The organism is Afipia sp. GW822-FHT03D08 (assembly GCF_058801645.1).
In genome coordinates this window covers 843,049-869,636 of record NZ_JBXANK010000001.1, presented here as the reverse complement: position 1 = coordinate 869,636, position 26,588 = coordinate 843,049, and the positions used below count along the sequence as shown (strand labels likewise).

The window sequence follows — 26,588 nt, the reverse complement described above, 5'->3', positions numbered from 1 at the left end:
CAATATCTTGCTTAGCGAGAGATGGCGTTGCGCAGCAGTTGCGCCATGTGCATCAGCGCCGGGTTATGTTTGACCAGCCGCTTGGCATGAGTCAGCGACGACATGCCCAGCGCCGCGAATTTTCCCCGCGCGGTCAAGGGAATAAAGGCATCCAGCAGAGGCTCGTCTTCCTTGCAGAAGGTCAGCTTGTATTCGTCCGATCCCACGCCGAAATCCACCGAGCGATAGCCGCGATCGCCGAAGTGATCGATCATATAGCGCAGCAGGATCAGGCCCGGGCTGTAACGCGCGTTATCTGAAATCGTGTAGGTGTTGAACATGGTGGAGAAACGCTCGCCGTCAGCGACGCAGGAAAAGACCGAGATCAGTTCGCTGTCGCACTCGAGCGTGTGAAGCTCGATGGCGCGGTCGCCGTTTGGCAGCTTTGCCAGGCAGGCATCGCGGACAAAGGCCTTGGTCGCGTCGTCGGAAAAGATGTCCGGCAATTTCGAGAGCGCCATGCGCTGCGGTTTGATGATGAAAAATGCATCCAGGACGCGGTTGATATCGGCGTCGGTCGCCGCCACTGAATAGCGATAGCTGGGGAGAGACTGTAGCTTGCGCTCCTTGTTGCGCAGTCGCCGCCGCGTCGATGTGCTGATGCGGTCTTCCGGCTTGCAACCGGGAGTCATCGTCATCATGGGGCAGGCATTGGTTGAGGGCTGTCCAGCGAGCAGCGCCAGCGGATTGAGGATGTTTTGCCAGCGTTGCGGCTGTTGTGCGAAGGCGAGGACATCGACGCCATCGGGTTGGCCGCGGATCGCAGAGACCAGAGCATCGAGTTCCGCCCGTGTCACAGTCTCCGCGAAATCACGACGCCATAGCGCCATATTGAACGTCGGGTGCTTGCCGCCCATGAAGCGCGCGACCTTCGCGCCATTCTCGCGGCAGATCACTAGTGGCAGCAACAGCAGCGGCTGATTATGAGCGTTGCTGGCAATCACGATAAACGGTGATACGCCTTCATGCTTGCCGAGGGTCTGTTGCCACGCGTCCAGCAGTTCAAAGCGCTGATAAGGCGTTGAGAGGTAATCGGGCCCCTCGAAGGCCCGCCAGCGAGGCTCTGACTCTGACATGGTGCGAACGACATCGACGCGCGCGATGCGGTTTGAAGCCGGGTGCGCTGGCGTGTTTGTGTCGGAGCCGTGAAGTGCTGCAGCCATGGTCATCGGACGACCTGAATTCCTGGGCATTTTGAGATTTCGGCTTGAGCGACCTTATTCAAAGAAATGTCAACAAAGAGTAATGAGAATGGGCGCGGGGCAGGCGTCGTGTGATGGTTCGCAAGTCCGCGCTTCATCGCCGCGCGTTCCTTTGCGGATTTGCAAACCAAAGCCACACGAGAATCTATAAATTGCTAGTGTCCTTTTGAATCCGAAGTTGGCGCCGGAAGGTGCTGTAAGATAAAGCGAACTTCGGATTCAGGATATTAGCGCACGGAGGGGTGACTAAGTGCGGTTTCGGAAGAGCATGCTGGCGGATGTGGGGCTGGAGCTCGGCTATTTCAGCGGCATGGCGCGCGCTCTCGAACGGCGAACCGGCGGCTCGGGAGCCATTCTCAAGTTCGAACACGTCCGGCCGCGGCGTGACGATCCGTTCCAGCCGCTGCGATCGCATGACATCACCCCCGAATTCCTCGACAAGGCGATTTCCGCCCTGAAGCAGTGGGACTTTGATTTTCTCTCCATCGGCGAGGTTGCAGAACGCGCGCAACAGGCGGCCCTCGCGCGCCGGTTTGTCTGCCTGACGTTCGACGGCGGCCATCGCGATTTCATGACGTATGCGTACCCGGTGTTGTCGCGCCATCGTGTACCGTTCGCCCTGTACATTCCGACGGGCTTTGTCGACGGCATCGGCAAGGCGTGGTGGCTTGCGCTTGAACAGGTTATCGCGCGCCATGCTCGCATTGGCCTCGTGATGAACCGCACTGAAAGGCATTTCTTTGCAGCCAGTTTTGCGGACAAGTATCAGCTTTATGACGTCTTGCACGCGTGGATGATGACCTTATCGCCAGACGACCTTGCGATCGCGATCGGCGACCTGTGCGGCCGTTACGGCGTCGATATCAACGAGGTCTCGCGTCACATCGCAATGAACTGGCAAGACCTCGCCAAACTGGCGCGCGATCCGCAGGCGACGATTGGAAGCGCTACTGTCAATTATCCCAACCTGGCGCGCACAAAGGGCACGAGCGCTTCACGGGAAATGTCGATGGGACGAAGGGTGTTGGAAACCGCGCTAGGCGGCCCATGCCTGCATTTTGCCTACCCGTTTGGTGGGCAGGATTGTTTTGGCCCCCGGGAGATAATGCTGGCGCGGGAGGCGGGGTTTACCACTGCGGCGTCCGCCGGGCCCGGGGTCATCAGATCCGACGGCCGGTCGGACCTGATGGCGTTGCCACGGATCGCGTGGGACGGGCGGCGGAATTCGCTCCGCGCGCTACGCGTGATTTTGTCGGGTATCACCATACGAAAGGCGAAGGCACATTCGCCGGAACCGGCCACCAACTACGGCTGAGGATCCGGCCGCGACATCCATGCGATCAGCGGCATTGCGGGCAGGACCCAGCCGAGGCCGGCCACCACGTAGAAGATCGCCTGAGCAAGCTTCGATGCCGCAAGCCAAGGGGTTTGGGCAATCGCCATGCCGGCCAGCGACCACACAACCACGAGCCCCAAAAGGCCGAAGGTTCCGATCAGTTTTCGCGTGCGAATCGTCATGACATAATTGTGCTGGTGGCTGCAAACACGCGTCTTGCGTGAAAAAGTGCGGCGACTATAAGGACCGCGCGAATTCGTTCAAGGCTGCATTTCGGATCATGACCGTTCCCATCCCAATCGTTCGACAGGCAGGGACCGCTGGTATGCGCGGCGTCCGCGCGTGGCTCATTGTTGTGGCCGCCCTTGTTGTCTGCACGCTGATGGTCGGCGGCGCGACGCGGTTGACAGAATCTGGCCTCTCCATTGTCGAGTGGAAGCCGGTCACCGGCACCATTCCGCCGCTGACGGACGCCGAATGGAGCCGGCAGTTCGAAGCCTACAAGACCATTCCGCAGTATCGCGAAATGAATCGCGGTATGAGCCTGTCCGAATTCAAGACCATCTTCTGGTGGGAATGGGGACATCGTCTGCTGGGACGGCTGATCGGCGCGGTATTTCTGCTGCCGTTCCTCTGGTTCCTGTGGCGCGGTTTTCTGTCGCCCGGGCTTCAGCGCAGACTGTGGATCATCTTCGTGCTTGGCGGCCTGCAGGGCGCGGTCGGATGGTGGATGGTGAGTTCGGGCCTCACTGAACGGGTCTCCGTTTCGCAGTACAGGCTCGCCACTCACTTCATGCTGGCGCTTTTCATTTTCTCGGCAGTCGTCTGGCTGCTGCGGCGTCATATTCAAGGCGGCGTTCCATCGGTTGCCCCGCTGCGCGTGAAGATCGTGGGCAGAATTCTGCTGGTGCTGGTGTTTCTCCAACTCTATTTCGGTGCGCTGGTCGCGGGCCTTCGGGCCGGCCGGGTGTTCAACACCTGGCCGCTGATCGATGGCGCATTCATCCCGTCATCCGCGCGGCTGTTTTTCGAACAGCCTTGGTGGCGAAATTTCTTCGACAATACGCTGACCGTTCAGTTCAGCCATCGCATGATCGCTTATACGCTTCTGGTCGTTGCCGTCGCTCATGCGATCGACGCGGCGCGCTCCCGGACAAGTCCCGCTATCGTGTCCGGCGCACTCTGGATCGTGGCGGCGATGCTTGTTCAGGTGGCCATCGGCATCCTGACGCTGCTTAACCAGGTGCCGATCGATCTCGGTTTGGCTCATCAGGCTGTCGCGATCGTCATTCTCACGATGACGCTGTTTCACGTCGAGCGGCTGGGCCGAGCGCTGCCCGACCGAACGCCCGCCAAACTTCGTCTCGTGGTCGGCGAGGGTGGTTGAAATCGAACTATTCTAAAGTGGCGGAAATTCCGGAAGTCGCTGAGTCTCAGGGATTTCTTCAATTTCGGACCCGGGTCACGATTTGGTGCGGCCCATACCCGCTTTAACTTCGATTTGCACCGCGATAGAACGAAATCCTCAAAACGCGGATTTTGTTACAAGGCCCTCCATGTCCAACGCATTCGTCCAGGCAGCCGTCATTCTGTTGCGTGAGGGCCTCGAGGCCATGCTCGTAATCGCAGCACTTGCGGGGTATCTCCGCAAGGTCGGCGGCGGCCACCGCGTCACGGCGCTCTATGGAGGCGCGCTCGCCGCAGTCGGTTGCAGCATCGTTACGGCGTGGTTGTTCGCGGTCCTTAATTCCGGTCAGCATAACGATGTTTTCGAAGCAATCGTGATCCTCTTTGCCGCCGCGCTGATGCTCTACGTCAGCGGCTGGCTGATGGTGAAGCAGGACCCGCGCGGCTGGCAGGATTATCTTGCCCACAAAGCGGATAGTGCGCTTGCGCAGGAGACGGCTTGGGCAGTTGGCGCGCTTGCGTTTTTCGCGGTGTTCCGTGAAGGCGCCGAAACCGTGCTTTTCATCAATGCGCTCGCCGTCACTGAAGGCGGCTGGAGCCTCGGACTGTTCGCCGGTCTCGCCGCCGCGACGGCCGGTCTCGTCGTGTTGTTCTACTTCATCAATCTGATTGCGCGGAAAATCCCGCTGCGCCCCCTGTTCATCATTACGTCGGCATTCCTGTTCGCGATGGGCATCAAGTTTATCGGCGAAGCGATTCAGGAATTCCAGGAGCAGAGCCTGTTGCCTGTCACCGAATTGAAGAGCTTTGGCTGGCTCCAGTCACTCGGGCTGAATGCAACGCTTGAAGCTTTATCGGCTCAGCTTCTCGTCATTCTGTTCGCTCTTGCGACATTTTCAATCGTCCAGCGCAACGCACGCCTGAGCCGCGAGGACAAGGCCAAAGCGTCTGGAGCCGTGAAGACCTGAATTTCTGAAAGCACTTTTGCTCTCTGCATATTGAAAAACGCGGCGCCATGCCCGGCGCCGCGTTCTTGCATTTCAGAAGCCGCCTTAAGATTTAGGCCTTCAGCGCCTGATCGAGATCGGCGATCAGGTCTTCCTTGTCCTCGAGGCCGACCGAAAGCCGCACCACATCGACGCCTGCGCCGGCCTGCGCCTTTTGTGCATCGCTGAGCTGGCTGTGGGTGGTCGAAGCCGGGTGGATGATCAGCGACCGCGTATCGCCGACATTGGCCAGGTGGGAGAACAGTTTGACGTTCGACACCAGATTGATGCCTGCGTCATAGCCGCCCTTGAGACCGAAGGTAAACACCGCGCCTGCGCCTTTCGGCGAATATTTCCGGGCGAGGTTATGATAGCGGTCGCCGGGAAGGCCCGCATAGTTCACCCACGCCACCGCGGGATGCGCAGACAGCCATTCCGCGACAGCCTTGGCGTTATCGCAATGCCGCTGGACGCGCAGGCTCAGCGTTTCGATGCCGGTCAGAAGCAGGAACGCATTGAACGGAGACAATGCAGGGCCGAGATCGCGCAAGCCGATCACGCGCGCGGCGATTGCAAACGCGAAGTTACCGAAAGTCTCCTGCAGCTTGATGCCGTGATATTCCGGGCGCGGCTCGCTCAATACAGGGTAGCGGCCATCGCGCGACCAGTCGAACGTGCCCGCGTCCACGATGATGCCGCCAATGGAATTGCCATGGCCGCCGAGGAATTTCGTCGCCGAATGCAGGACGATGTCTGCGCCGTGATCGATCGGCTTGATGAGGTAGGGCGACGCGAGTGTGTTGTCGACGATCAGCGGCACGCCAGCCTTGCGTGCGATGGCGGCGATGGCTTCGATGTCAGTCACCGTGCCGCCGGGGTTGGCAATCGACTCGATGAAGATCGCCTTGGTCTTCGGCGTCAGCGCCTTCTCGAAGGTCGAGACATCGTCGGTGTCCGCCCAAACGACGTTCCAGCCGAAGGCCTTGAATGAATGATTGAACTGATTGATCGAGCCGCCGTAGAGGCGCCGCGCTGCGATGAATTCATCGCCGGGCTGCAACAGCGCGTGAAACGTCACCAGTTGTGCCGCATGTCCCGATGCAACAGCCAGCGCAGCCGTGCCGCCTTCCAGCGCGGCAACGCGCTCTTCGAGCACGGCATTCGTCGGATTGCCGATGCGGGTGTAGATGTTGCCGAACGCCTGCAAGCCGAACAGCGAGGCGGCGTGGTCGGCGTCGTTAAATACGAACGATGTGGTCTGATAGATCGGCGTCGCGCGTGCGCCCGTGGTGGGGTCCGGCTGCGCGCCTGCGTGAATGGAGAGCGTGGAGAAGCCCGGCAATCTTTCTGTCATAGGGTGTCCTTCTAAGCGCCGCGAACGGGCATGGAGAAGATTATGCTGCGGGCGGATGCGTCCGCCGTCAAGCCATCAGCATTGATCAGAGGTAACTGACAATGAACCTGACGCATTGTGCCACGGGACTGTAACGATATTCTGCGCCGCGCCGGATTTAGGGCAGGTCGTTCTTGTCCTTTGCGGCGCGATCTGCGGCCATGGTCGCTCCGCCACTGACACTGCTTCGGTTGAGTGACAGGCGCATGTTGCTGGTTGGAATCGGGGCGCGCTTCGAGCTGATGGTGCGCGAGTTGACGCCCACCCACTGGATTTCCGACGTCAGCCGGGCGTATTCGATCTTCGGACAGCGATTCATCACCACCTTGACGCCCGCGGCTTCAGCTCTCCTGGCGGCTGCGTCGTTGCGAACGCCGAGTTGCATCCAGATCACTTTCGGCAAGACCGGCAGCGCCAGCGCATCATCGACCACCGCCGCGGCGGCATCCGAATTGCGGAAGATATCGACCATATCGACGGGACGATCGATATCCTTCAGCGACGCGACGAAGGGCTTGCCGACGAGCGTCTTGCCGACCTGACCCGGATTGATCGGGATCATGTCATAGCCGCGCTCGACGAGATATTTGAAGGCGAAATAGCTCGGCCGCACATTGACCGGTGAGGCGCCGACCATGGCAATCGATTTCACGCCCGTGAGAATGGCGCGGATATAATTATCGTCGTAAGCGTCGTGGTTCACTTTAACTTCCATCTATTTTCGTCATTGCGAGGAGCGGAGCGACGAAGCAATCCATCTCTCGATCGCAAAGGTAGATTGCGCTCTTCGCTCGCAATGATGAGCAATATGGATCAGCGGTCTTCCCACTTGGGGTCGCGCTTTTCGATGAATGCGCCGATGCCTTCCTGCGCGTCGCGCGCCATCATATTTTCGGCCATTACCTGCGCTGCATATGTATACGCGTCCGCGAGGTTCATCTCGGCTTGCCGGTAAAACGCTTCCTTGCCCACTTTCAGTGTATAGGCGGATTTCACAGCGATCCTGTTCGCGAGATCGATTGCGGCATCGCGTTCCGTTCCAGCCGGGACCACGCTGTTCACCAGCCCAAGCTCATACGCACGCTGTGCGGAGACGTGCTCGCCGGTGAGCAGCATGTGCATGGCGTGTTTGTGCGGCACATTGCGGGACAGGGCGACCATCGGGGTCGAACAGAACAGGCCGATATCGATTCCGGGCGTGCCAAACGTGGCCTGCTCGGACGCGACCGCCAGATCGCAGGTGGCCACCAGTTGGCAACCCGCCGCTGTCGCAACGCCCTGTACAGCGGCGACGACAGGCTTGGGCAGACGAACGATGGCCTGCATCATGTCGCTGCATGATTTCATCATATGCGAAAAGTAGGCCTTGCCCTTGTCCGCGTCGCTGCGGCGGGCGGTGAGTTCCTTGAGATCGTGACCGGACGAATACGCAGGACCCTGCGCGGCAATGACGACCGCGCGGACGCTTTTGTCGTCGCGGATGGAATCGATCGCTTCGTGGAGAGCGGCGATCATCCCTTCCGACAACGCGTTGCGTGTTTTGGGTGAATCGAGCGTGAGCACGGCGATGCTGCCGATCTGTTCGCGCAGAAGGGGCGAGGGGGCCTGCAATGGAGCACGTGATGTTTGCGCGGTCATAGTCTTTAGGCTCAGATCCGAGGTTCGCTTTTGGGTTCCGTCAGGCTCGCTATCGTGCTCACCCTAAGATACAAAACCGTCACATACGAGAGCAGGGCAGGACATACGTTCCATGAGCAAGGCGAAAATGACGGTGGCAGAACTCGAGGCGTTTCTCCACAGGGAGTTTCCGCAGGCCTTCGCCAGCGGCGAAATCCTGATCGAGAGCGCCGATGGTGCAACGAGCCTGCTGCGGCAGCCCTACAGCGAGCGGATGCTGCGCCCCGGCGGCACGGTCTCCGGTCCGACGCTGATGGCGCTGGCTGACTTTGCAATGTACGTGGTGCTGCTGTCCGCCATCGGTCCCGTTGGCCTCGCCGTTACGACCAGCCTCAACATCAATTTCTTGCGGAAAGGTCAGCCCGGCCAGGATGTGCTGGCTGCCGCGAAGCTGATGAAGCTCGGAAAGCGCCTCGCCGTCGGAGAAGTGAGCCTGTTATCAGGGACTTCGCCAGATCCGATCGCTCATGTCACCTCGACCTACTCCATTCCGAATATTTAATGATTTTAGGGGTAATATAGCACCATATTTTTAGTTCATTGTTTTTACTGAGTTATTTCTGATAAAATGGCATTGACGGTTGAGGGCGGGTTATCTAGAACCGCGTCCAGTCCGGCGATTGCGCCGGACGTTCCATTTCACGGACAACTCACATGAAGACGTTTTCGGCAAAGCCAGCCGAGGTCAACAAGAAGTGGGTGCTGATCGACGCCAAGGGTCTGGTCGTCGGTCGCCTCGCGACTTTGGTTGCCATGCGCCTGCGCGGCAAGCACCTCCCGACTTACACCCCCCACGTCGATTGCGGTGACAACGTCATCATCATCAACGCGGCTCACGTCGTCCTCACCGGGCGCAAGCGTGACAACAAGGTTTACTACAACCACACCGGCTTCATCGGCGGCATCAAAGAGCGTACCGCGAAGTCGATCCTCGAAGGTCGCTTCCCTGAGCGCGTCGTCGAGAAGGCCATTGAGCGCATGATCCCGCGCGGTCCGCTCGGCCGTGTGCAGCTCGGCAACCTCCGCGTTTATGCCGGCGCAGAACATCCCCACGAAGCACAGCAGCCTGAGGTCGTGGATATCGCATCGATGAATCGCAAGAACATGAGGGCCGCATAATGTCCGATACCATGCAGTCCCTCGATCAGCTCTCGGCGCTGAAAACCGCAGCGCCAGAAGCTCCGAAGTACGAGAAGAAGGTCGACAAGCAGGGCCGCGCTTATGCGACCGGCAAGCGCAAGGACGCCGTTGCGCGCGTCTGGATCAAGCCAGGCAACGGCAAGATCGTCGTCAACACCCGTGAGGTCGAGGTTTACTTTGCTCGTCCGGTGCTGCGCATGATGATCCAGCAGCCGATCGTCGCCGCTGCCCGTCAGGGCCAGTACGACGTAGTCTGCACCGTCGCCGGTGGTGGTCTGTCGGGCCAGGCTGGCGCTGTGCGTCACGGCATTTCGAAGGCTCTCACTCACTTCGAGCCGGATCTGCGCACCGTCCTCAAGAAGGGCGGCTTCCTGACCCGCGACTCGCGTGTCGTTGAACGTAAGAAGTACGGCAAGGCGAAGGCCCGCCGGTCCTTCCAGTTCTCGAAGCGCTAATCGTTTCGTTCAAATTTTCCGCAATCCCCGGAATCTACAAGATTCAAAAGGCGCCTTCGGGCGCCTTTTTCTGTTCCAGATGCCGCCGAATTGCAGCGATTTTTCCCGAAAATTTTGTGACCGCCGCAAACGGAGTGCCAAGACACGGTTGCTAGCCTCAACGATGGCTGAGGGGCTATTCCAGCTCCATCTGTTGTTAAAAAGCGCTGCATAGAACATGCCGGCTGGCACACATTTGTCTTTGGACATTTCGACGCTGTATCTCGTCGCGACGCTGGCGGCTGCATTGCTCGGCGCGATGCTGCTGTTCTTCTGGCGTCAGGAAAAGATCGCGGCCCTTGGCTGGTGGGGCGCGGCCTATATCCTCGGTGCGGCATCGGTCGCGCTGTGGACGGTCGGCGGGAATGATCTGGGCTGGGAACTGTCGCTCGCTGTAAACGCAGTGGGCTTTGTCGCCTGTGGCCTCGTATGGGATGCGGCCCGAGCCTTTCATGGCCGCCCGGCTAACTGGATCGGCGTGATCGCGGGGCCTGCGCTCTGGGTCGCGGCAGTCGTGGTGCTCGATCCCATCGATCCCGAAACCCGGATGCTGCTCGGCGCCGGCGTTGTTGCAATCTATGCCGCGCTGACCGCCGGCGAGTTGTGGCGCGAGCGGCGCAAGAGCCTGCGCGCGCGCTGGCCCGCGATCTTCGTGCCGCTGCTGCACGGCGTTGTCCTGATGCTGCCGATTCTTCTTGGCGACCTGTACCGGTCCGCCGACACAAAGATCATGGCGCAGGTCTGGGTCGCGGCCTTTGCTGCCGAGGTTGTGATCTACGCGGTCGGTACGGTGTTCATCATCGTCATGCTGGTGTCGGAGCGGACGGTCAGCGCACACAAGACCGCAGCCTCCATTGATCCGCTGACAGGTCTCCTGAACCGGCGCGGCTTTGGTGAGGCAACATCGCGCATGATCGAGCGGGAAGCCAAAGCAGGCCGCCCTGTGACCGTGATGATTTTCGACATCGACCATTTCAAGTCGGTCAACGATCGCTTCGGCCATGCCGCGGGCGACGAAGTCCTCAAGGTCTTTTCCAATATCGTCGTTGCTTCGCTTCGCATGAGCGATCTCGTCGGCCGGGTCGGTGGTGAGGAGTTCGCCGCGCTCCTGCCGTGTTCGATCGATGAAGCGCTACTCGCCGCGGAGCGCGTGCGCGAAGCGTTTGAGGCGTCCGGTGTGGCCATCGATGACGCGCCGCTGGAAACCACGGTCAGCATCGGTGTCGCAGGTGGCCCGGCCAATACCGAGCTTGAAGTGTTGATGGCCTCCGCCGACACCGCGCTCTATCAGGCCAAGCGCACCGGGCGTAATCGCGTCGAGGCCGCGGTGGAGCAGCCGCTGTCGCTCGAGAACGCTCGCCGCAATCAGATCCGCAGCGGCGCGCCGCAGCCGGACAAACCGGAAATGATCGGCGCGCCGGCGGAAGCTCACGCCTGACGAAACTGCGACGCTAACCGTCTGTTTACCATGCGCGCCGTACCATACGGCATGACCATTGTACGCAGCCACGATTCACAAGCCGACATCAACGCACTCGAAGCGACAGTTGCCTCCGCGCGGGCCGGCTTTGCCTGCATATTTTCGACATCCGATGAATATGAGAATGCCCTGATCACCGCGCGCCGGGCCGAGGGGCGCTATCGATCGGTGTTCGACTGGCAGCCGGTGATTCTGGGAGGCTGCGCGCTGGCGCTGCTGGGAGCGCTCGTGACCTTCATGTGAGGCTGTTAGCGCAGCAGTATGGTTTCAACAGGGCGCTCACCGCGCCCTTTGTCTTTTCCGGTTGGCCGTTTTGCGCTATTGCCCCCTTATAACCAGAAAGGGCGGACAACCATGATTACCGAAATCGCACAGATCGAAGTCAAGCCGGGCAGCGAGAAGGACTTCGAGGCGGCGGTCGCCAAGGCGGAATCGATCTTCAAACGCTGCAAAGGCTGGAAGAGCTTCGAACTGCACCGGTCGATCGAAAAGCCGTCGCGCTATCGGCTGCATATCAAGTGGGAAACCCTCGAAAACCACACGGTCGACTTCCGCGAGTCTTCAAACTTTCAGGAGTGGCGCGCGCTGGTCGGCCCGCATTTCGCGTCGCCGCCGGAAGTCGAGCACACCAACACGGTGGCGAGCTTCTGATAATTTCGGATCGTCATTGCGAGCGAAGCGAAGCAATCCATACTTGAGCGACAAGAACTGGATTGCTTCGTCGCTTACGCTCCTCGCAATGACGAAGATAGCATTATTAGGCCATCTTGAATTCCGGTTCGCGCACCTCGTCGTCTTCGCGCAAATAGGTGATGATCACCTTCACGATCGCCATCAGCGGCAGCGCCAGCGCCAGTCCCCACAGCCCGAACACAACGCCGAGCAGGATCTGGAACGCGAACAGCGTTGCCGGCGGGATGTCGAGCGCCTGACGCTGGATGATGGGCGTCAGGATGTAGCTTTCCAGCGCGTGCACGCCGAGAAACAGCACGAAGGCGCTGGCGGCGGCGACCCATCCCGAGGCAAGACTCGCCAGCACGATGATCAGCCCGCCGATCAGTGCGCCGACCGTCGGGATGAACGCCAGCAGTCCGGCCTGAATGCCGAGGATGAAGGAGCTGTCGATTCCGATGATCGTGAGGCCAATCCATGTCACCAGGAACACGGCGGCCATGGTGATCATCTGCGCAATCAGCCAGCGCTCGAGCGTGTCGCTGATGCGGTCGACCACGGTGGTGACGCTGTGGCGATGCTTCTTTGGCGCCAGCGCCAGCAGGCCTTTGCGGTACACGCCCGGCTGTGCCGCGAACGACAATCCCAAAAAAAGCACGATGAAGAAGTTGCCCACGGCGCTGACGGTGCCGAGCAGCAGCTTGAGGGTCTGGCTGACGATGGCGCCGCCGCCGGAGGCGAGGGCGCCGGCGCTGGGCAGGCCTTTCGGCAGGCCGGGCGAGGGGGCCGGAGCTGTTGCCGCAGGCGTGTCGGTGGTGCTCGCCGGGGTTGCTGTCACGCTGCCGAGTTCGAGATAGCTGGTGTCGACGCCGTGCTGTTCAAGGAACGTCTTCACGGTGACGAGCTGCGACTTGAGGGTGTTGCTCAGGACGGTAGCCTGCCGTGCGATGGTCGCGCCGCCGAGAAAGACGACACCGGACAGGAAGCCCGCCAGCACCACACAGACCAGCGCGAGGCGCAGCGCATGGGGCCCACCCATGACCTTCTGCAGGAGATGCGTCATGGCGGTCAGGGCGACGCCGAGCAGGATGCCCGCGAACACCAGAAACAGCGTGGCCGCATAATACCAGGCGAACAGCAGGAAGGCCGTGAAGGCGACGACGCCGATACCCCCCACTGCGATCGACCACGCAAGGTCACTGCGGGTCTGCACTCGGGGCTCGATTGGGGCTGACACGTGCTTTCCTCTTCCGTTATTGCGGGTTCAGTCTTTCCTGAAAGGCCGGGCCGGATCAAGAGAAGATGGCGTGACAGCCAAGCGCCATCGTTCCCGCGCATCGCGCGAGATGAGCTTTTCGTTCCCCCTCAAAGCGCACGAGGCCTGCCTCGTTCGCGCCCTCAATATGAGGGGCATGGAGCGCCGCGAGGCGCACCTTGTCTTTGTTTCGCTTCCGGCATCGCGTGCGAGGCGATGATCTTCCGAAAGCGCATCGCCTCACGGCGCTCCATTCGCGGCGATTTGTGAGCCGGGGACCGTACTTCCGGGTGAGGACGGGGGAGAAACTCAACCCCTGATCCGGCAGGCTTTCGCCTGCCTTCATCCAGCACCGCGTCCAGCCGGCGAACGGCAGAGCCACGTAGTTGGCCCGGACGGTCAACCCCGGCCTTCCGGACGCAACGGGTGCGAACCGTGCGCGCAGACGCCGCATCCTGCTCCGCCTTGAAGACGCCTCTAGAAAGCGCCCCTCGTGAACAGGATAATAGGAATATAATCTTAACAACAGATTTGGTCAATGGACATCGCAGCTATGTTTAGGAACCAAAAATCGCACGCGGATGGAGCGGAACAGCCCAACCGCGAAAGCGGAGCGGAACGAGTGGTCCATTTAAGTTTTTTGTATATACGAAATACTTGCCGGCCGGTGACTGCGCATATATAGATATGTCATGCAAATCGTATGGGATGAACCAAAGCGCCGCGCAAACTTCGCTAAGCATGGCTTGGACTTTGGTGCGCTGACAGAAGATTTTTTCAGCAACGCTCTGACCCGCCCCGCTAAGTCTGGTCGGTTTCAGGCGATCGGCAAGGATCGCAACGGTATCATTTCCGTTGTTTTCGCCGTGCTCGGCGTGGAGGGGATTTCCGTTGTCTCCATGCGTTCCGCGTCGAAGGAAGAAAGGAAGGCCTACAATGACTTCACGAAAAAGTAGCCGAAAGGGCTTCACGAAGGCGGACCTTGAAACTGTGTCCGACAACCCTGAATGGACCGCTGCTGACATCGCGAAGGCAAAGCCGTTCTCAGAGGCTTTTCCAGAGTTGGCAAAGACGCTCAAGGGGCGCGGTCCGCAAAAGGAGCCGACCAAGGTTCCGGTTTCGATCCGCTTGAGTCCTGCTGTGGTCGACCACTTCAAAGCAACAGGCCCGGGTTGGCAGTCGCGCATTGATGCAGTTTTGCTGACGGCGGTTGAAACGAAGGCCGTTCGGAATCCTAAAAACAGCCGGTACGATGTTGTCAAAATCGGCGGTGGGAAAAACCGGCGGACGATCACAAGAAGCAAGAAGCGCGCGTAGCGTCTCGGATCTGGTTTTGCTCATCGACACCGTGCGCGGTGTCTGGACTCGAAAGAGATAACTGAAAAAAGCCGCCCCGAAAGGAGCGGCTTTTATATTTTGCGGGAAGCGATCGCGGTGAAGCGGCGGCTTACTGCGAGTAGTACATTTCGAATTCGACCGGATGCGGGGTCATCTCAAACCGCGCGACTTCGGTCATCTTCAGTTCGATGAAGCTGTCGATGAAGTCGTCGTCGAACACGCCGCCGGCCTTCAGGAACGCACGGTCCTTGTCGAGGTTCTCAAGCGCCTCGCGGAGCGAACCGCACACCGTCGGAATGGTCTTCAGTTCTTCCTTCGGCAGATCGTACAGGTCCTTGTCCATCGCCGGGCCCGGATCGATCTTGTTCTTGATGCCGTCGAGGCCGGCCATCAGCATCGCCGCGAAGGCGAGGTACGGGTTCGCCATCGGATCGGGGAAACGCACCTCGACGCGCTTCGCCTTCGGCGAGGTCGTGTAGGGGATGCGGCAGGAGGCCGAACGGTTGCGCGCCGAGTAGGCGAGCAGCACCGGCGCTTCATAGCCCGGGACCAGACGCTTGTAGGAGTTGGTCGACGGATTGGTGAAGGCGTTGATGGCCTTGGCGTGCTTGATGATGCCGCCGATGTAGTGAAGGCAGGTCTCGGAGAGGTCGGCGTATTTGTTGCCGGCGAAGGTCGGCTTGCCGTCCTTCCAGATCGACTGGTGCACGTGCATGCCCGAGCCGTTGTCGCCGTAAACCGGCTTCGGCATGAAGGTGGCGGTCTTGCCGTAGATATGCGCGACCTGATGGATGCAGTACTTGTAGATCTGCATCTGGTCGGCCATGTGGGTCAGCGTGTCGAACTTCATGCCGAGTTCGTGCTGGGCGGAAGCGACTTCGTGATGATGCTTCTCGACCTTGACGCCCATCTTGGCCATCGAGCCGAGCATTTCCGAGCGCATGTCCTGCACCGAGTCCTGCGGCGGGACGGGGAAGTAGCCGGCCTTGGTGCGGATGCGGTGGCCGAGGTTGCCGCCCTCGTACTCGGTGTCCGAGTTGATCGGCAGTTCGGAGGAGTCCAGCTTGAAGCCGGTGTTGTAAGGCGTGGTCTGGAAGCGCACGTCGTCGAACACGAAGAACTCGGCTTCCGGGCCGACGAACACGGTGTCGCCGACGCCGAGCGCCTTGACCTGGGCCTCCGCTTTCTTGGCGATGCCGCGCGGGTCGCGGTTGTAGGGCTCGCCGGTCGACGGCTCGAGAATGTCGCAGACGATGACCATGGTGGTCTCCGCGAAGAACGGATCGATCGTCGCCGTCGCCGGATCGGGCATCAGGGTCATGTCGGACTCGTTGATGGCCTTCCAGCCGGCGATCGAGGAGCCGTCGAACATCGTGCCTTCGGCGAAGATGTCCTCGTCGATCATCGAGACGTCGAAGGTTACGTGCTGCCACTTGCCGCGCGGATCGGTGAAACGCAGGTCGACGTATTTTACGTCGTTGTCCTTGATCGACTTGAGGACGTCTTTGGCGGTCTTCATGAATACCCCTTATGTCTGCTTTGGCTTTGGCGTTCGTCGTGGAATGGTCTGGATACGGCGGGAACCTCGGCCAGCAGGAGGCTGCCGGCGAGGTGAGGGCGGATGAGGCTGGTCAGCTTCAAATGGCGTCGAGGCCGGACTCTCCCGTTCTGATGCGGATGGCTTCCTCAACGTTGGATACGAATATCTTACCGTCGCCGATACGGCCAGTCTGCGCGGCGCGCCTGATGGCGTCTATGGCTTTCTCGACAAGATCGTCGCCGATCACAATCTCAATCTTCACCTTGGGCAGGAAGTCCACGATATATTCGGCGCCGCGGTAAAGTTCGGCATGACCCTTCTGGCGGCCGAAGCCCTTGGCCTCGGTGACGGTAATGCCCTGAATTCCAACTTCCTGAAGGGCCTCTTTCACCTCGTCGAGCTTGAAGGGCTTGATGATGGCCTCGATCTTTTTCACTGAACGTCTCCCCGGCACTTCTACTGGCCTGTCTGTACTTCCATATCGCGCGATGGACGCGCTCGTCACGTCGGTTCGTCGTCACATCGTGGCCGCGGGAAGGTGAACAACCCGGAAAACGATAGCTGGCCCGCCTGGCTTCTGCCGGTGAGCGAGACAATCCGAAAGCCTCCCCTTAAAAGCAGGGTCTGTGCCAATTTATTAAGACGTGGAATTGGGCAACAAGATCATTCTGTTAGTGGGTGCTGTGCCTGTTTGTGCGGCTAATGCCGCAAGAGTGGAAGGCTATGAATTAGGCAATTGCATAAAAATTAGACTGACACTTTCCACCTCTCTCCTATCAGAGTGCCTCTGGATGAGGCGAACCGAACAGGCGAACAGCAAATGGAGCTCCTGACAGTCGCCGAGATGGCAAGCGCCGACCAGGCCGCGATCGCGGCCGGCACCAGCGGATTTGCCCTGATGCGAAACGCCGGACAGGCGGTCGCGCTGGCGGCCGAGGCGATGGCGGAGCGGGGGCGGATTCTCGTCGTCGCGGGCCGTGGCAACAACGGCGGCGACGGGTTCATTGCGGCAGCCGAACTGGCGGCGCGCGGGCGGGACGTCTCGGTCATTCTGCTGTGCGACCGCGCCTCCCTGAAGGGCGACGCTGCGTTCGCCGCCGAAGAGTGGAACGGCGCTGTCCTGCCGTGCGATCCGCAGGCGATCGGCAAACCCAACCTCATTATCGATGCGCTGTTCGGCGCGGGTCTCAATCGTCCGGTGAAGGGCGACCCTCATGCGATGATCGCGGCGATGAACGCCAGCGGCGTTCCGATCCTGAGCGTCGATCTGCCGAGCGGCATCAATGGCGACACCGGCGAAGTGATGGGCATCGCGGTGGAGGCGTCCGCCACCGTCACGTTTTTCCGCCGCAAGCCGGGCCATCTGCTGCTGCCGGGGCGCGTCCACTGCGGCGAAGTCGATGTGGCCGACATCGGCATCGACGCGGACGTGCTCGACAGGATCGCACCAAAGACATTCGAGAACGTTCCGGACCTGTGGGCCGATGTGTTTCCGTTTCCGCAGGCCGACGGCCACAAATATGCGCGCGGCCACGCGGTGGTCGTCTCCGGCGATGTTGTCTCGACAGGCGCGGCGCGACTCGCTGCGCGGGCCGCGCTGCGCGCCGGTGCAGGGCTGGTCACGGTGGCGTCGCCGCGCGATGCGCTCGCGGTCAATGCCGCCGCGCTGACGGCGGTGATGGTTCGCGAGACCGAGACGCCGAAGCAGTTCGGTGAGCTGCTTGCCGATAAACGGCTCAAGGCCTGTGTGATCGGGCCGGGGGCGGGGATCGGCGAGCGCACGCGCGAGATCGTGCATGCGGCGCTGTCCGCGCATCGCGGCGTGGTGCTTGATGCCGATGCGCTGACGAGTTTCGCCGGTTCTCCCGAAACGCTGTTTGCCGCGATCAAAAAACAAAACGATCCACAGGTTATCCTCACCCCGCATGATGGCGAATTCGGACGCCTGTTCAGTGCCTTGCGATCTGATAATCCACATGGGTCGAAGCTTGAACATGCGCGGCTAGCCGCGGTTCAATCGGGCGCTGTGGTGCTGCTGAAAGGCGCTGACACGGTTGTCGCCGCGCCGGACGGGCGCGCGGCCATCACCGCGAATGCGCCGCCTTGGCTTGCGACGGCGGGATCGGGTGATGTGCTGGCCGGGATCATCGGCGGCTTGCTGGCGCAGGGCGTACCGGCTTTTGAAGCTGCCTGTATCGGCGTATGGATCCATGGCGAGGCGGGGCAGGAGTTCGGTCCGGGCCTTATCGCCGAGGATCTTCCGGAGATGCTGCCGGCGGTGCTGCGCAATCTCTACGACGAAATCGGCATCGCTTACTGATCAGAGCGTGATGCGAGTTCTTTTCACCTCTCCCCAAGGGAGAGGGGGTTCTATCTCGCTCGCGTCTGGGGCAAGCGTTTTCAAGTCGCCTGGATCAGATGGGTCACTCCACCGCATAACTGCGGACGAGTTTCGGTGCGGCCCAGTTGATTGCGGTCGCTTCCATCAGCCAGCGTCCCGGATATTCGGCCAGGAACGCAATGCGCTGGGTCTGGCCCTTGTCGAGCATCACTGTGTCGAGCCAGAACGGTTTCCAGCCGTCGTCGAGGCGGTCGAGCAGGCGGAAGTGATGACCGTGCAGGCGGAAGGCGATGGGAGTCGCGGTGGGATTGCTGATGGCCATCACGACGGTCCGTCCGCGCTTCACGGCATAGGCCGCTGGCGTCGCCGCCGAGAAACCAGCGGGTGTGACCCACTGCGCTTTCGGGTCGAGCGAGAGATCACTGCGCAGCGCGCCTTGAAGATTCAGCCTCGCGGGCAGATTGCCGGGTGGCAACGCGTCTGCCGGCGGCAACGGCGCGGCGCGGACCGGCGCGTCGTTCGACATCGTGATCTGCGCGATCGTGCGCGGGCCGGTGCCGTCATGCAGGATGATCTTTGAGATTGTTCCCGGTGCGCGGGTCGCATCGATGAACGCGTCGATGCGAGAACCGGGCGCAAGCACGAGTTGTCCGTCACGGGCTGCGAACGGTTCGGCGGGTGCGCCGTCGATCGCCATCACGCGCACATCGTGATTTTCGATTCGCAGGCCGATAGGCGAGCGTGCGCCGCCGTTGATGAAACGCAGCCGCAGCCGCTCGTTGACCCTGGCGGTGATATCGAGGCTCGGCTTTCCGTTGACGGTGTACGCGGGGGTGGTGCCGTCCGGGCTGGTTCCCGGAAGAATAGCGCTGCCGTCCGGCTTCACGCGCCATTCCTCGATCAGCAGGACGTCGTCGCGGTCCACTGGGACCGGCGGATTGTCCTCAACGATCAGCGCGCGGGCGGCCGTGGGCAGCCCTGACGTTTCGCCAAGCTGCGTGTTGACCAGACACGTTCCCGACTGACGCAGGGACACGGTGAACGTGGCCCGCCCGCCCGGCAGGACGGGGGCTTGTCCGGTCAGCGGGGATGCCGCCTGCGCGCCGTCGATTCCGAGCCAGTTCAGCACGATAGGAGCGGAGAGTTCATTTGAAAGCGTAACGGCGAGGTCGCCCTTCGGGAATCGCAGGGGGCCTGACGCGCCGGTCTCCAGCGCCCAGATCTGGCTTTTGGGCAGGCCTGCGCCCAGCATCGCCGCCGCAGGCCGGGCCCGCAGGGCCACGGCGGCCCCGGTCTGCGCCGATGCCTTTCCCTGAGCAAAAGCCGGCAGCCGCAGCGCGGAGGCAACGGCGGCTCCGCCCAGTCCGGCCAGCAAAACCCGTCTGGAAGGCGAAAAAACCTGATTTGTCATGGTCGTTTTCATGGCCCATGCGGACCATTTTCCGCACCCCGTGTCCAGCGCGCGCTTGGCCGCGGCGGCGGACCTGCCTGCGCGCCCTAAGGCCGCGTTGCGAAAGCCATTTTTTTGGCTCGCGCAGCGGGTACACCATGTTATAAGCCCGCCGCTCGCGGCTGTGCCGGGACAGACAACCACTGCGCGCTCGTGGCGGAATTGGTAGACGCGCTGGGTTTAGGTTCCAGTGTCGAAAGATGTGGGGGTTCGAGTCCCTCCGAGCGCACCAGGCGCGATTTTTCGTTTGCGCGAAATTCTGGAGGAGATGTTCCTCGCGGGAACGTGTCCGCCGCACCACCGATGCATCCGAACGGCCCAGCGGCCGAATGGTTTGTGTCCAACAGATTGACAACGACCCGGCGACGCCGGGTCAAGCCGGAAGAAGATTGACGCCATGCAGGTTACCGAGACCCTCGCCGAGGGATTGAAGCACGAGTTCAAGGTCAGCGTTCCCGCGTCGGATATCGATGCCAAGGTTGATGCCCGTCTTGTCGACATGAAGGACAAGGTCCGGCTGAACGGTTTCCGTCCCGGCAAGGTGCCTGTCGCTCACCTCAAGAAGGTCTACGGCCGCTCCGTCGCCGCCGAAACCGTCGAGCAGTTGATCCGTGACACCAACGCAGGGATCTTCACCGAGCGCGGTTTCCGTCTTGCGACCGAACCCAAGGTCACGATGCCGACCGAGGAAAAGGAAATCGAAGACATTCTCGCGGGCAAGTCCGACCTGAACTATTCGGTCGCGATCGAAGTGGTGCCGGCGATCGAACTGGCTGACTTCAAGACCTTCAATGTCGAGAAGCCGGTGGCGGAAGTAACCGACGCCGACATCGACGAAGCGCTGAAGCGTATCGCTGACCAGAGCCGCCCCTATGAGGCAAAGGCGGAAGGCGCGAAGGCCGAGAAGGGCGATCGCGTCACCGTTGCCTTCAAGGGTACCATCGACGGGGTGGCGTTCGACGGCGGCACCGGCGAGAACATCCAGGTCGTGATCGGCTCGAACACCTTCATTCCGGGCTTCGAAGACCAACTCATCGGCATCGCGTCGGGCGAAACCCGCAACGTGAAGGCCTCGTTCCCGAAGAACTATGCCGCGCCGAATCTCGCCGGCAAGGACGCGGAATTCGAGACCACCGCGAGCCTGATCGAAGCTCCGCAGGAGTCGAAGGTCGATGACGAGTTCGCCAAGAACCTCGGCATGGAATCGCTCGACAAGCTGAAGGAAGCCATGCGCGAGCGCCTCGTGCAGGAATTCTCCGGCGCCTCGCGCCAGCGCGTGAAGCGCATGCTGCTCGACAAGCTCGACGAGACCCACAAGTTCGGTCCGCCGCCGTCGCTGGTGGAGGAAGAATTCAACCTGATGTGGAACTCGATCAAGGCCGAGATGGAATCGACCGGCAAGACCTTTGCCGACGAAGACACCACCGAAGAGAAGGCGAAGGAAGAGTACCGGAAGATCGCGGACCGCCGCGTTCGCCTCGGCCTCGTCCTCTCCGAGATCGGCGAGAAGAACAAGATCACCGTGACCGACGATGAGGTTAGCCGTGCGCTGATCGACCGCGCGCGCCAGTCGCCGGGCCGCGAGAAGGAAGTCTGGGATTTCTATCGCAACAATCCGAACGCGCTGGCCCAGCTCCGCGCGCCGATCTACGAGGACAAGGTCGTCGATTTCATTCTTGAGCTTGCCAACGTGACCGAGAAAAAGGTCTCGCGCGACGATCTGCTCAAGGAAGAAGAAGACAAGACCGCGGCCTGAGCTCCGGCTCCAGCAACAGGACCGATCATCGCCGGTTATGGCCGGGGGTGATCGGGCCGCGAATGGATCACGGCATCCAGAACGACCGACAGAACCGTATCGGTTCCGTCGGTGATCTGGCTCCGGACCGTGACCACGGCATTTTTCTTTTCAGGCCGAAGCGCGATCGCCGCGATCTCGGCTTGCCCCGTGAGCGTCATGCCGGGGCGCACAGGTCTCTGAAACCTGGATTCGATGCGGGTGCCCGCGACGCCGGCGACCTGCCTCCACATCGCCTCGACAATCAGCCGCTGATAGATCGCCGTGGTGTGCAATCCGCTGGCGATGAGGCCGCCGAATGGGCCGTTTGCCGCGGCGACCGGATCGATGTGGATGAAGAGGGGATCGAAACGCTCCGCAAATTCGATGATTTCGGCTTGTTCGATCGGGTAGGTGCGAAACGGAAAACGTTGTCCGACCGTGAGATCTTCGGCGTAAAGCATGCGGGTCCGGTTCCTGGCTGCGCGGAGCGGCCGACGATAGCAGGCCGGTTGCGCTTGGCCATTACCTCCCGGATAGGCGGGAAACGGCGAAAACCATTAACGATACACGCCAGAATAGCGTGTCCGGTTGGAGCGCGTCGCTTTTCGCCTCCGGCCGAATCGGCTTCAACTGACCTTTTCCCGCTCTTGTGGCAGGGCTCTCCTGCTATATCTGTAGGGTCCGACCCTTCTGCATCACGAGGCGATTCGTCTGCCGGAACCCATCAAGCCCTCGGTCGTCCGGCTGTGCCTCAACTAACCTTCAGGTGATAAATGCGCGATCCCGTTGAAACCTACATGAACCTCGTGCCGATGGTGGTCGAGCAGACCAACCGTGGCGAGAGGGCGTACGACATTTTCTCGCGCCTCCTGAAAGAGCGCATCATTTTCGTGACCGGTCCGGTTGAGGACGGCATGTCGGTGCTGGTCGTCGCGCAGCTCCTGTTCCTCGAAGCCGAGAATCCGAAGAAGGAAATCTCGATGTACATCAACTCGCCGGGCGGCGTGGTGACATCGGGTCTGGCGATCTACGACACCATGCAGTTCATTCGCCCGCCGGTCTCCACGCTCTGCACGGGGCAGGCCGCGTCGATGGGCTCGCTGTTGCTCGCAGCAGGCCACAAGGACATGCGGTTCTCGCTGCCGAACTCGCGGATCATGGTCCATCAGCCCTCGGGCGGCTTCCAGGGCCAGGCCACCGACATTATGCTCCACGCTCAGGAAATCCTGAACCTGAAGAAGCGGCTGAACGAAATCTACGTCAAGCACACCGGCCAGCCCTACAAGGCGATCGAGGACGCGCTGGAACGCGACAAGTTCCTGACAGCCGAAATGGCGAAGGACTTCGGCCTGGTCGACAAGGTGATCGACAAGCGCGCCGAGGAAACGACGCCGAAGGCGCCGTAACTCAGGTTCCCGGCCTATCGTGACAGTCAATGCGGACGCCTTCGGGCGTCCGTTTTCGTTTGGAGGGCACTAGCCAATTGGATAGGTGGTTTTTGCGGTTTCATCCGCGGGCCGTACTTGACCGCAATCTGTTATTGGCCGCTAATTATCCCAATTGATCCGGGACTTTTGGCCCGTCTTATTTCGATCTGTATTTTTTGGACGGTCTCCAATTGCACTCCGGACACACCGCATTTTCGGTGGCTATGACAATGTCCGGGAGCAGGCCATGACGATTGTCGCCAAGGGCAGCCTAGCGCGCAGCGCTGCGGTGTTCGCTTTTCTTCTGCCGTTCGTTGTCAGCTCGGGAGCGGTCGCTTTCAACAAGGAAGCCGCCCTCGAGCAATGCCGCGCCTCCGTGGGCAGGCCGACCTATCAGGCGTGCAGACGGGGCGGGGGCGATCATGAGGGTTGCTTTGCCAAGGCGCGTGCTGTCGTGCAGCCGTGCGTCAAGGCGAAAATGCCGACCGCAGCGCTGTTCGACGCGGCCAAGGTGTCGGCACCGCAGAAAGAGGACCTTGCCGCGGGTGCCGCCGCGCTCGCGAAAGGCAATGCACCGCTGGTCGCTCCGCCGCGCACGGTTTCCGACATCACGGCCATTCTCGACCAGCAGAAACCTGATCCCGCCAAGATCGCGGAACTGACCGCGACCGCCGATGCTCCGGTGCCGGCTGGTCTGAAAGGGAGCGAACTCGCCGCGTTTCACTACAAGCGCGGACAGGCGCGGGTGCTGATCGGGCGCAGCAACGATGCGCTGGCCGATGCCGAGGTCGCGGTCAACAACAGCAAGAACGACGACTACAAGCTCGTGGCCAGCCGTCATGAGGATTTTCTGATCCGCCGCCTGCGCGAGAAGGGCGAGCACAAGCGCGCCATGGCGATGTACAACAAACAGGTCGCCACGTTCTCGGCGCCGGGAGGCAAGGGACGTCTGTTCGGGCTTCACAATGCGCTGGCGATTCTGGCGTTGCAGGCGGGGGATGTGAACCTCGCGGAGTCCTATGTCGCGCGAAACCGCAACCTGTTGAACGAGGCGCGCAAGTGGCCGGTGTTCCCGACCTACGGAATGGTGTGGCAAGCCACGCTGGAAGATGGCATCGGGCGCGTCGCCGAGGCACGCGGGCGCTACGCCGATGCCGAGGCCGCCTATCACAAGTCGGCGGTGTTCTATGCCAACGCGATCCCGACCATGTCGCAATGGGAAAGCAAGCCGCCGGAAGGCGAGATGGAGCGGTATGTCGATTGGGCGACGGCGTTCGAGGGGCGCACGAAGGTCAAGCAAGGGCGTGTCGGCGAAGGCGAAGCCGATGTCCGCCGCGCACTGCTGAGCCGCCTCAGCAAGTCCGGGAAATACCATGCCGATACCGCAGGCATCCTGGCGGTGTTCGTTTATGTGATTCAGGAGCAGGGCCGTTACGAAGAAGCCGAAAAGCTTCAGCGCGAAGTGGTCAACATCTACAAGGGCCTCGGCTACGGCGACGACACCAACCAGGTGGTCAATGCCAATGTTTTCCTCGCGCAGATATTGAACCTCGGGCGCAAATACGACGAGGCAGCGAAGCTCTACGATCAGGTCGATGCATGGACGGCGAAATGGGAGCCGTCACAGCGCGAACGCGTGGACGGCGGCCTCGCCCGCGTCTCCATCATGCTGGCGCAGGGCAATTACGACAACGCGCTCGAAATCGCGCAGCGCTCGTATGAGCGCGAGAAAGGGCGCTCCGGCGACAAGAGCTTCAATACGGCAGTCGCGCGCGGTTACTATGCGATGGCGCTGGCGCGCAAGGGCAGGACCAACGAGGCGCTGCAGGCGTTCAAGGAGTCGATTCCGGTCTTGCAGACGCCATCCGGCGGCAGCGACGACGATTCAGGATCGACCGCCGCCGCGCGCGAGGCGCGAATCCGGTTTGTGGTCGAGGCTTATCTGCGCACGCTGGCGCTCAATCCGGCGTCGGCCCCGCCGAACGTCGCCGAGGAAACCTTTGCCTTCGGAGACTTGATGCGCGGACAGGCGGTGCAGCGTGCGCTGCAGGCGTCATCTGCCCGTGCGTCCACGAGCAATCCCGAACTTGCCAAATTGATGCGTACTTCGCAGGACACCGAAAAGCGGATCGGGGCCGCGATCGCGACACTCAACAATCTGCTGACGCTGCCGCCTGCCGAGCGCGAGGAGAAGGCGGTCAAGACCACGCAGGCTGAAATTGCAGCGCTGCAGGCGTCGCGCACCCAGACCATGAGCGAGATCGCAAAGAAGTTTCCGGACTACGGCAATCTGGTGAACCCGCCACCGCCGAATGCCGGCGACCTGCAAAAGCAACTCACTGACGACGAAGCCCTGCTGTCATTTTACTTCGGTCGCTTTGACAGCTTCGCCTGGGTGGTGCGGAAGGGGTCGCCGGCTCAGTTTACCCGCATCAAGATGACGCTTGGCGATCTGAATGCGACCGTCACCAAGCTGCGCGAGGCGCTGGAGCCGAAGGCGGCAATGATCTCGGACATTCCCGCATTCGACGTGAAGCTGGCGGCGCAGCTTTACGACGATTTGCTGAGGCCGCTGGAAAGCGGGTGGAAGCCGGCGAAGAGCCTGATCGTGGTAACGAACGGCGCGCTCGGCCTGCTGCCGTTGTCATTGCTGCCGACCGCGGCGGCCGAGGTGAAGACCGACGACGATCCGCTGTTCAGCAGTTATCGGAACGTGCCCTGGCTGGCGCGGACTCATGCGGTCACGCTGGTGCCATCGGCAGCGGCACTGCAGACCTTGCGCAAGCTGCCGCCCGGCAAGAGTTCGCGGCAGGATCTGATCGCATTCGGCGATCCTTACTTCAGCCAGGAGCAGGCTGACGAGGCGGCCAAAACCGATAAACCCGTGCAGGTCGCCGATGCATCGACAGCGACGCGCGGCGTCCCGCTCAAGCGGCGCAACAGTCCGCAGCTTGAGGGCGTCGACAGCGCACAGCTGGGACAATTGCCGCGCCTGCCCGACACATCCGATGAGCTGACCTCCATCGCGCTGGCGCTGCAGGCCGATCCCGCCAAGGTCCTCAACCTCGGCAAGGATGCAAACGAGAAGAAAGTGAAATCGATGGACCTCTCCGGGTTCAAGATTGTCGCCTTCGCAACTCACGGACTGGTGCCCGGCGAACTGGACGGCTTGACACAACCGGCGCTGGCGCTGTCTGCGCCCGCTGTGTCAGATTCTGACGGTGACGGGCTGCTGACCATGGAAGAAATCCTGTCGCTGAAGCTCGATGCCGACTGGGTGGTGCTGTCGGCCTGTAATACTGCGGCGGGAGCAGGGGCGGGGGCGGAAGCGGCTTCGGGTCTTGGCCGTGCCTTCTTCTATGCGGGGACACGCGCGCTGCTGGTGACCAACTGGTCTGTGCATTCTCAATCCGCGCGCGAACTCGTCACGGATCTGTTCAGGCGGCAGGCCGCCGATCCGAAGCTGACGCGCGGCGAGGCGTTGCGGCAGGCGATGATGGCGCTTGCGGATGGCCCCGGTTATGTCGGCGCCGACGGCAAGACCGAATTCGCCTACGCGCATCCGCTGTTCTGGGCGCCGTACTCGATCATCGGAGACGGCGGCGGGCGCTGAGAGATGCGATAGCGGACTTTC

General features: G+C 61.3%; 25 protein-coding genes and 1 tRNA gene. 16 read left to right on the top strand and 10 right to left on the bottom strand.

Annotated features, from left to right (window positions below):
* Window positions 1-11: 11 nt before the first annotated feature.
* Complete coding sequence (locus tag AC1RM7_RS04135) at window positions 12-1,208, bottom strand: GNAT family N-acetyltransferase (protein ID WP_024921789.1); 1,197 nt, start codon at window positions 1,206-1,208, stop codon at window positions 12-14.
* Between the two features lie 301 nt (window positions 1,209-1,509).
* Here AC1RM7_RS04135 and AC1RM7_RS04130 point away from each other — a divergent pair, with 301 nt between their 5' ends.
* Window positions 1,510-2,556: a polysaccharide deacetylase family protein gene (locus AC1RM7_RS04130; RefSeq protein WP_034460187.1), complete on the top strand. Its 1,047-nt coding sequence runs from the start codon at window positions 1,510-1,512 to the stop codon at window positions 2,554-2,556.
* Here AC1RM7_RS04130 and AC1RM7_RS04125 read toward each other — a convergent pair.
* Window positions 2,547-2,759 (bottom strand): DUF2842 domain-containing protein, encoded by a 213-nt coding sequence (locus AC1RM7_RS04125; protein ID WP_006020805.1) that lies wholly within the window; start codon window positions 2,757-2,759, stop codon window positions 2,547-2,549. The two genes, AC1RM7_RS04130 and AC1RM7_RS04125, sit on opposite strands and share 10 nt — an antisense overlap.
* Before the next feature lie 143 nt (window positions 2,760-2,902).
* Here AC1RM7_RS04125 and AC1RM7_RS04120 point away from each other — a divergent pair, with 143 nt between their 5' ends.
* Together AC1RM7_RS04120 and AC1RM7_RS04115 are read left to right on the top strand one after the other, a co-directional pair.
* Window positions 2,903-3,964, top strand: coding sequence for a COX15/CtaA family protein (locus AC1RM7_RS04120; RefSeq protein WP_034460274.1), 1,062 nt, complete (start codon window positions 2,903-2,905; stop codon window positions 3,962-3,964).
* Window positions 3,965-4,133: 169 nt separating this feature from the next.
* Window positions 4,134-4,952, top strand: a complete 819-nt coding sequence (locus AC1RM7_RS04115) for an FTR1 family iron permease (protein WP_024921792.1) — start codon at window positions 4,134-4,136, stop codon at window positions 4,950-4,952.
* A gap of 91 nt (window positions 4,953-5,043) precedes the next feature.
* On the opposite strand, the gene AC1RM7_RS04110 is transcribed toward AC1RM7_RS04115, so the two are convergent.
* From AC1RM7_RS04110 to AC1RM7_RS04100, 3 genes are all read right to left on the bottom strand, one after another.
* Window positions 5,044-6,324, bottom strand: coding sequence for an O-acetylhomoserine aminocarboxypropyltransferase (locus AC1RM7_RS04110; RefSeq protein ID WP_006020802.1), 1,281 nt, complete (start codon window positions 6,322-6,324; stop codon window positions 5,044-5,046).
* Between the two features lie 157 nt (window positions 6,325-6,481).
* Window positions 6,482-7,066, bottom strand: coding sequence for a CoA-binding protein (locus tag AC1RM7_RS04105; protein ID WP_024921793.1), 585 nt, complete (start codon window positions 7,064-7,066; stop codon window positions 6,482-6,484).
* Between the two features lie 110 nt (window positions 7,067-7,176).
* Window positions 7,177-8,001 (bottom strand): enoyl-CoA hydratase, encoded by an 825-nt coding sequence (locus AC1RM7_RS04100; RefSeq protein ID WP_024921794.1) that lies wholly within the window; start codon window positions 7,999-8,001, stop codon window positions 7,177-7,179.
* A 112-nt stretch (window positions 8,002-8,113) separates the two neighbouring features.
* Between AC1RM7_RS04100 and AC1RM7_RS04095 the strand changes: the two genes are divergently transcribed.
* The 6 genes from AC1RM7_RS04095 (at window position 8,114) to AC1RM7_RS04070 (ending at window position 11,805) form a co-directional block, all read left to right on the top strand.
* The gene (locus AC1RM7_RS04095; protein ID WP_006020799.1) at window positions 8,114-8,542 is read left to right on the top strand and encodes a PaaI family thioesterase; all 429 of its coding nucleotides are present in this window, start codon (window positions 8,114-8,116) and stop codon (window positions 8,540-8,542) included.
* A 152-nt stretch (window positions 8,543-8,694) separates the two neighbouring features.
* Complete coding sequence (gene rplM, locus AC1RM7_RS04090; protein ID WP_006020798.1) at window positions 8,695-9,159, top strand: 50S ribosomal protein L13; 465 nt, start codon at window positions 8,695-8,697, stop codon at window positions 9,157-9,159.
* The gene (rpsI, locus tag AC1RM7_RS04085; RefSeq protein WP_006020797.1) at window positions 9,159-9,635 is read left to right on the top strand and encodes a 30S ribosomal protein S9; all 477 of its coding nucleotides are present in this window, start codon (window positions 9,159-9,161) and stop codon (window positions 9,633-9,635) included. The genes rplM and rpsI overlap by 1 nt, the downstream gene beginning before the upstream one ends.
* A 217-nt stretch (window positions 9,636-9,852) precedes the next feature.
* Complete coding sequence (locus tag AC1RM7_RS04080; protein WP_024921795.1) at window positions 9,853-11,112, top strand: GGDEF domain-containing protein; 1,260 nt, start codon at window positions 9,853-9,855, stop codon at window positions 11,110-11,112.
* A gap of 30 nt (window positions 11,113-11,142) precedes the next feature.
* Window positions 11,143-11,397, top strand: a complete 255-nt coding sequence (locus AC1RM7_RS04075; RefSeq protein ID WP_244434444.1) for a hypothetical protein — start codon at window positions 11,143-11,145, stop codon at window positions 11,395-11,397.
* 111 nt (window positions 11,398-11,508) lie between these two features.
* Window positions 11,509-11,805, top strand: a complete 297-nt coding sequence (locus AC1RM7_RS04070) for an antibiotic biosynthesis monooxygenase family protein (protein ID WP_006020794.1) — start codon at window positions 11,509-11,511, stop codon at window positions 11,803-11,805.
* 106 nt (window positions 11,806-11,911) lie between these two features.
* Here AC1RM7_RS04070 and AC1RM7_RS04065 read toward each other — a convergent pair whose 3' ends face one another.
* Window positions 11,912-13,063, bottom strand: a complete 1,152-nt coding sequence (locus AC1RM7_RS04065) for an AI-2E family transporter (RefSeq protein ID WP_024921797.1) — start codon at window positions 13,061-13,063, stop codon at window positions 11,912-11,914.
* Window positions 13,064-13,773: 710 nt separating this feature from the next.
* On the opposite strand from AC1RM7_RS04065, the gene AC1RM7_RS04060 reads away from it, so the two are divergent.
* Entirely contained in the window at window positions 13,774-14,037 is a 264-nt protein-coding gene (locus tag AC1RM7_RS04060) for a BrnT family toxin (RefSeq protein WP_024921798.1), read from the top strand.
* A complete protein-coding gene (locus tag AC1RM7_RS04055) occupies window positions 14,018-14,398 on the top strand; it encodes a BrnA antitoxin family protein (protein ID WP_024921799.1) in 381 nt (126 codons plus the stop codon). Before AC1RM7_RS04060 ends, AC1RM7_RS04055 begins: the two co-directional genes overlap by 20 nt.
* A gap of 130 nt (window positions 14,399-14,528) precedes the next feature.
* Here the strand turns inward: AC1RM7_RS04055 and glnA are convergent, their stop codons facing one another.
* Both glnA and AC1RM7_RS04045 read right to left on the bottom strand, forming a co-directional pair.
* Window positions 14,529-15,938 carry a type I glutamate--ammonia ligase gene (glnA, locus tag AC1RM7_RS04050; RefSeq protein WP_006020792.1) on the bottom strand — a complete coding sequence of 470 codons (1,410 nt, stop codon included), beginning with the start codon at window positions 15,936-15,938 and terminating at the stop codon, window positions 14,529-14,531.
* A 118-nt stretch (window positions 15,939-16,056) separates the two neighbouring features.
* The gene (locus AC1RM7_RS04045; RefSeq protein ID WP_006020791.1) at window positions 16,057-16,395 is read right to left on the bottom strand and encodes a P-II family nitrogen regulator; all 339 of its coding nucleotides are present in this window, start codon (window positions 16,393-16,395) and stop codon (window positions 16,057-16,059) included.
* Between the two features lie 384 nt (window positions 16,396-16,779).
* On the opposite strand from AC1RM7_RS04045, the gene AC1RM7_RS04040 reads away from it, so the two are divergent.
* Complete coding sequence (locus AC1RM7_RS04040) at window positions 16,780-18,279, top strand: bifunctional ADP-dependent NAD(P)H-hydrate dehydratase/NAD(P)H-hydrate epimerase (protein ID WP_024921800.1); 1,500 nt, start codon at window positions 16,780-16,782, stop codon at window positions 18,277-18,279.
* A gap of 103 nt (window positions 18,280-18,382) precedes the next feature.
* Here the strand turns inward: AC1RM7_RS04040 and AC1RM7_RS04035 are convergent, their stop codons facing one another.
* A complete protein-coding gene (locus tag AC1RM7_RS04035) occupies window positions 18,383-19,711 on the bottom strand; it encodes a multicopper oxidase family protein (protein WP_024921801.1) in 1,329 nt (442 codons plus the stop codon).
* Between the two features lie 186 nt (window positions 19,712-19,897).
* Between AC1RM7_RS04035 and AC1RM7_RS04030 the strand changes: the two genes are divergently transcribed.
* Together AC1RM7_RS04030 and tig are read left to right on the top strand one after the other, a co-directional pair.
* Window positions 19,898-19,982, top strand: a tRNA-Leu gene (locus AC1RM7_RS04030).
* Window positions 19,983-20,147: 165 nt separating this feature from the next.
* Window positions 20,148-21,506 carry a trigger factor gene (gene tig, locus AC1RM7_RS04025; protein ID WP_024921802.1) on the top strand — a complete coding sequence of 453 codons (1,359 nt, stop codon included), beginning with the start codon at window positions 20,148-20,150 and terminating at the stop codon, window positions 21,504-21,506.
* A 35-nt stretch (window positions 21,507-21,541) separates the two neighbouring features.
* Here the strand turns inward: tig and AC1RM7_RS04020 are convergent, their stop codons facing one another.
* A complete protein-coding gene (locus tag AC1RM7_RS04020; protein ID WP_024921803.1) occupies window positions 21,542-21,988 on the bottom strand; it encodes a MaoC/PaaZ C-terminal domain-containing protein in 447 nt (148 codons plus the stop codon).
* A gap of 312 nt (window positions 21,989-22,300) precedes the next feature.
* Here AC1RM7_RS04020 and AC1RM7_RS04015 point away from each other — a divergent pair, with 312 nt between their 5' ends.
* Entirely contained in the window at window positions 22,301-22,933 is a 633-nt protein-coding gene (locus tag AC1RM7_RS04015; RefSeq protein ID WP_006020786.1) for an ATP-dependent Clp protease proteolytic subunit, read from the top strand.
* 268 nt (window positions 22,934-23,201) lie between these two features.
* Window positions 23,202-26,567: a CHAT domain-containing protein gene (locus AC1RM7_RS04010; RefSeq protein WP_492838543.1), complete on the top strand. Its 3,366-nt coding sequence runs from the start codon at window positions 23,202-23,204 to the stop codon at window positions 26,565-26,567.
* The last annotated feature ends 21 nt before the right edge of the window (window positions 26,568-26,588 follow it).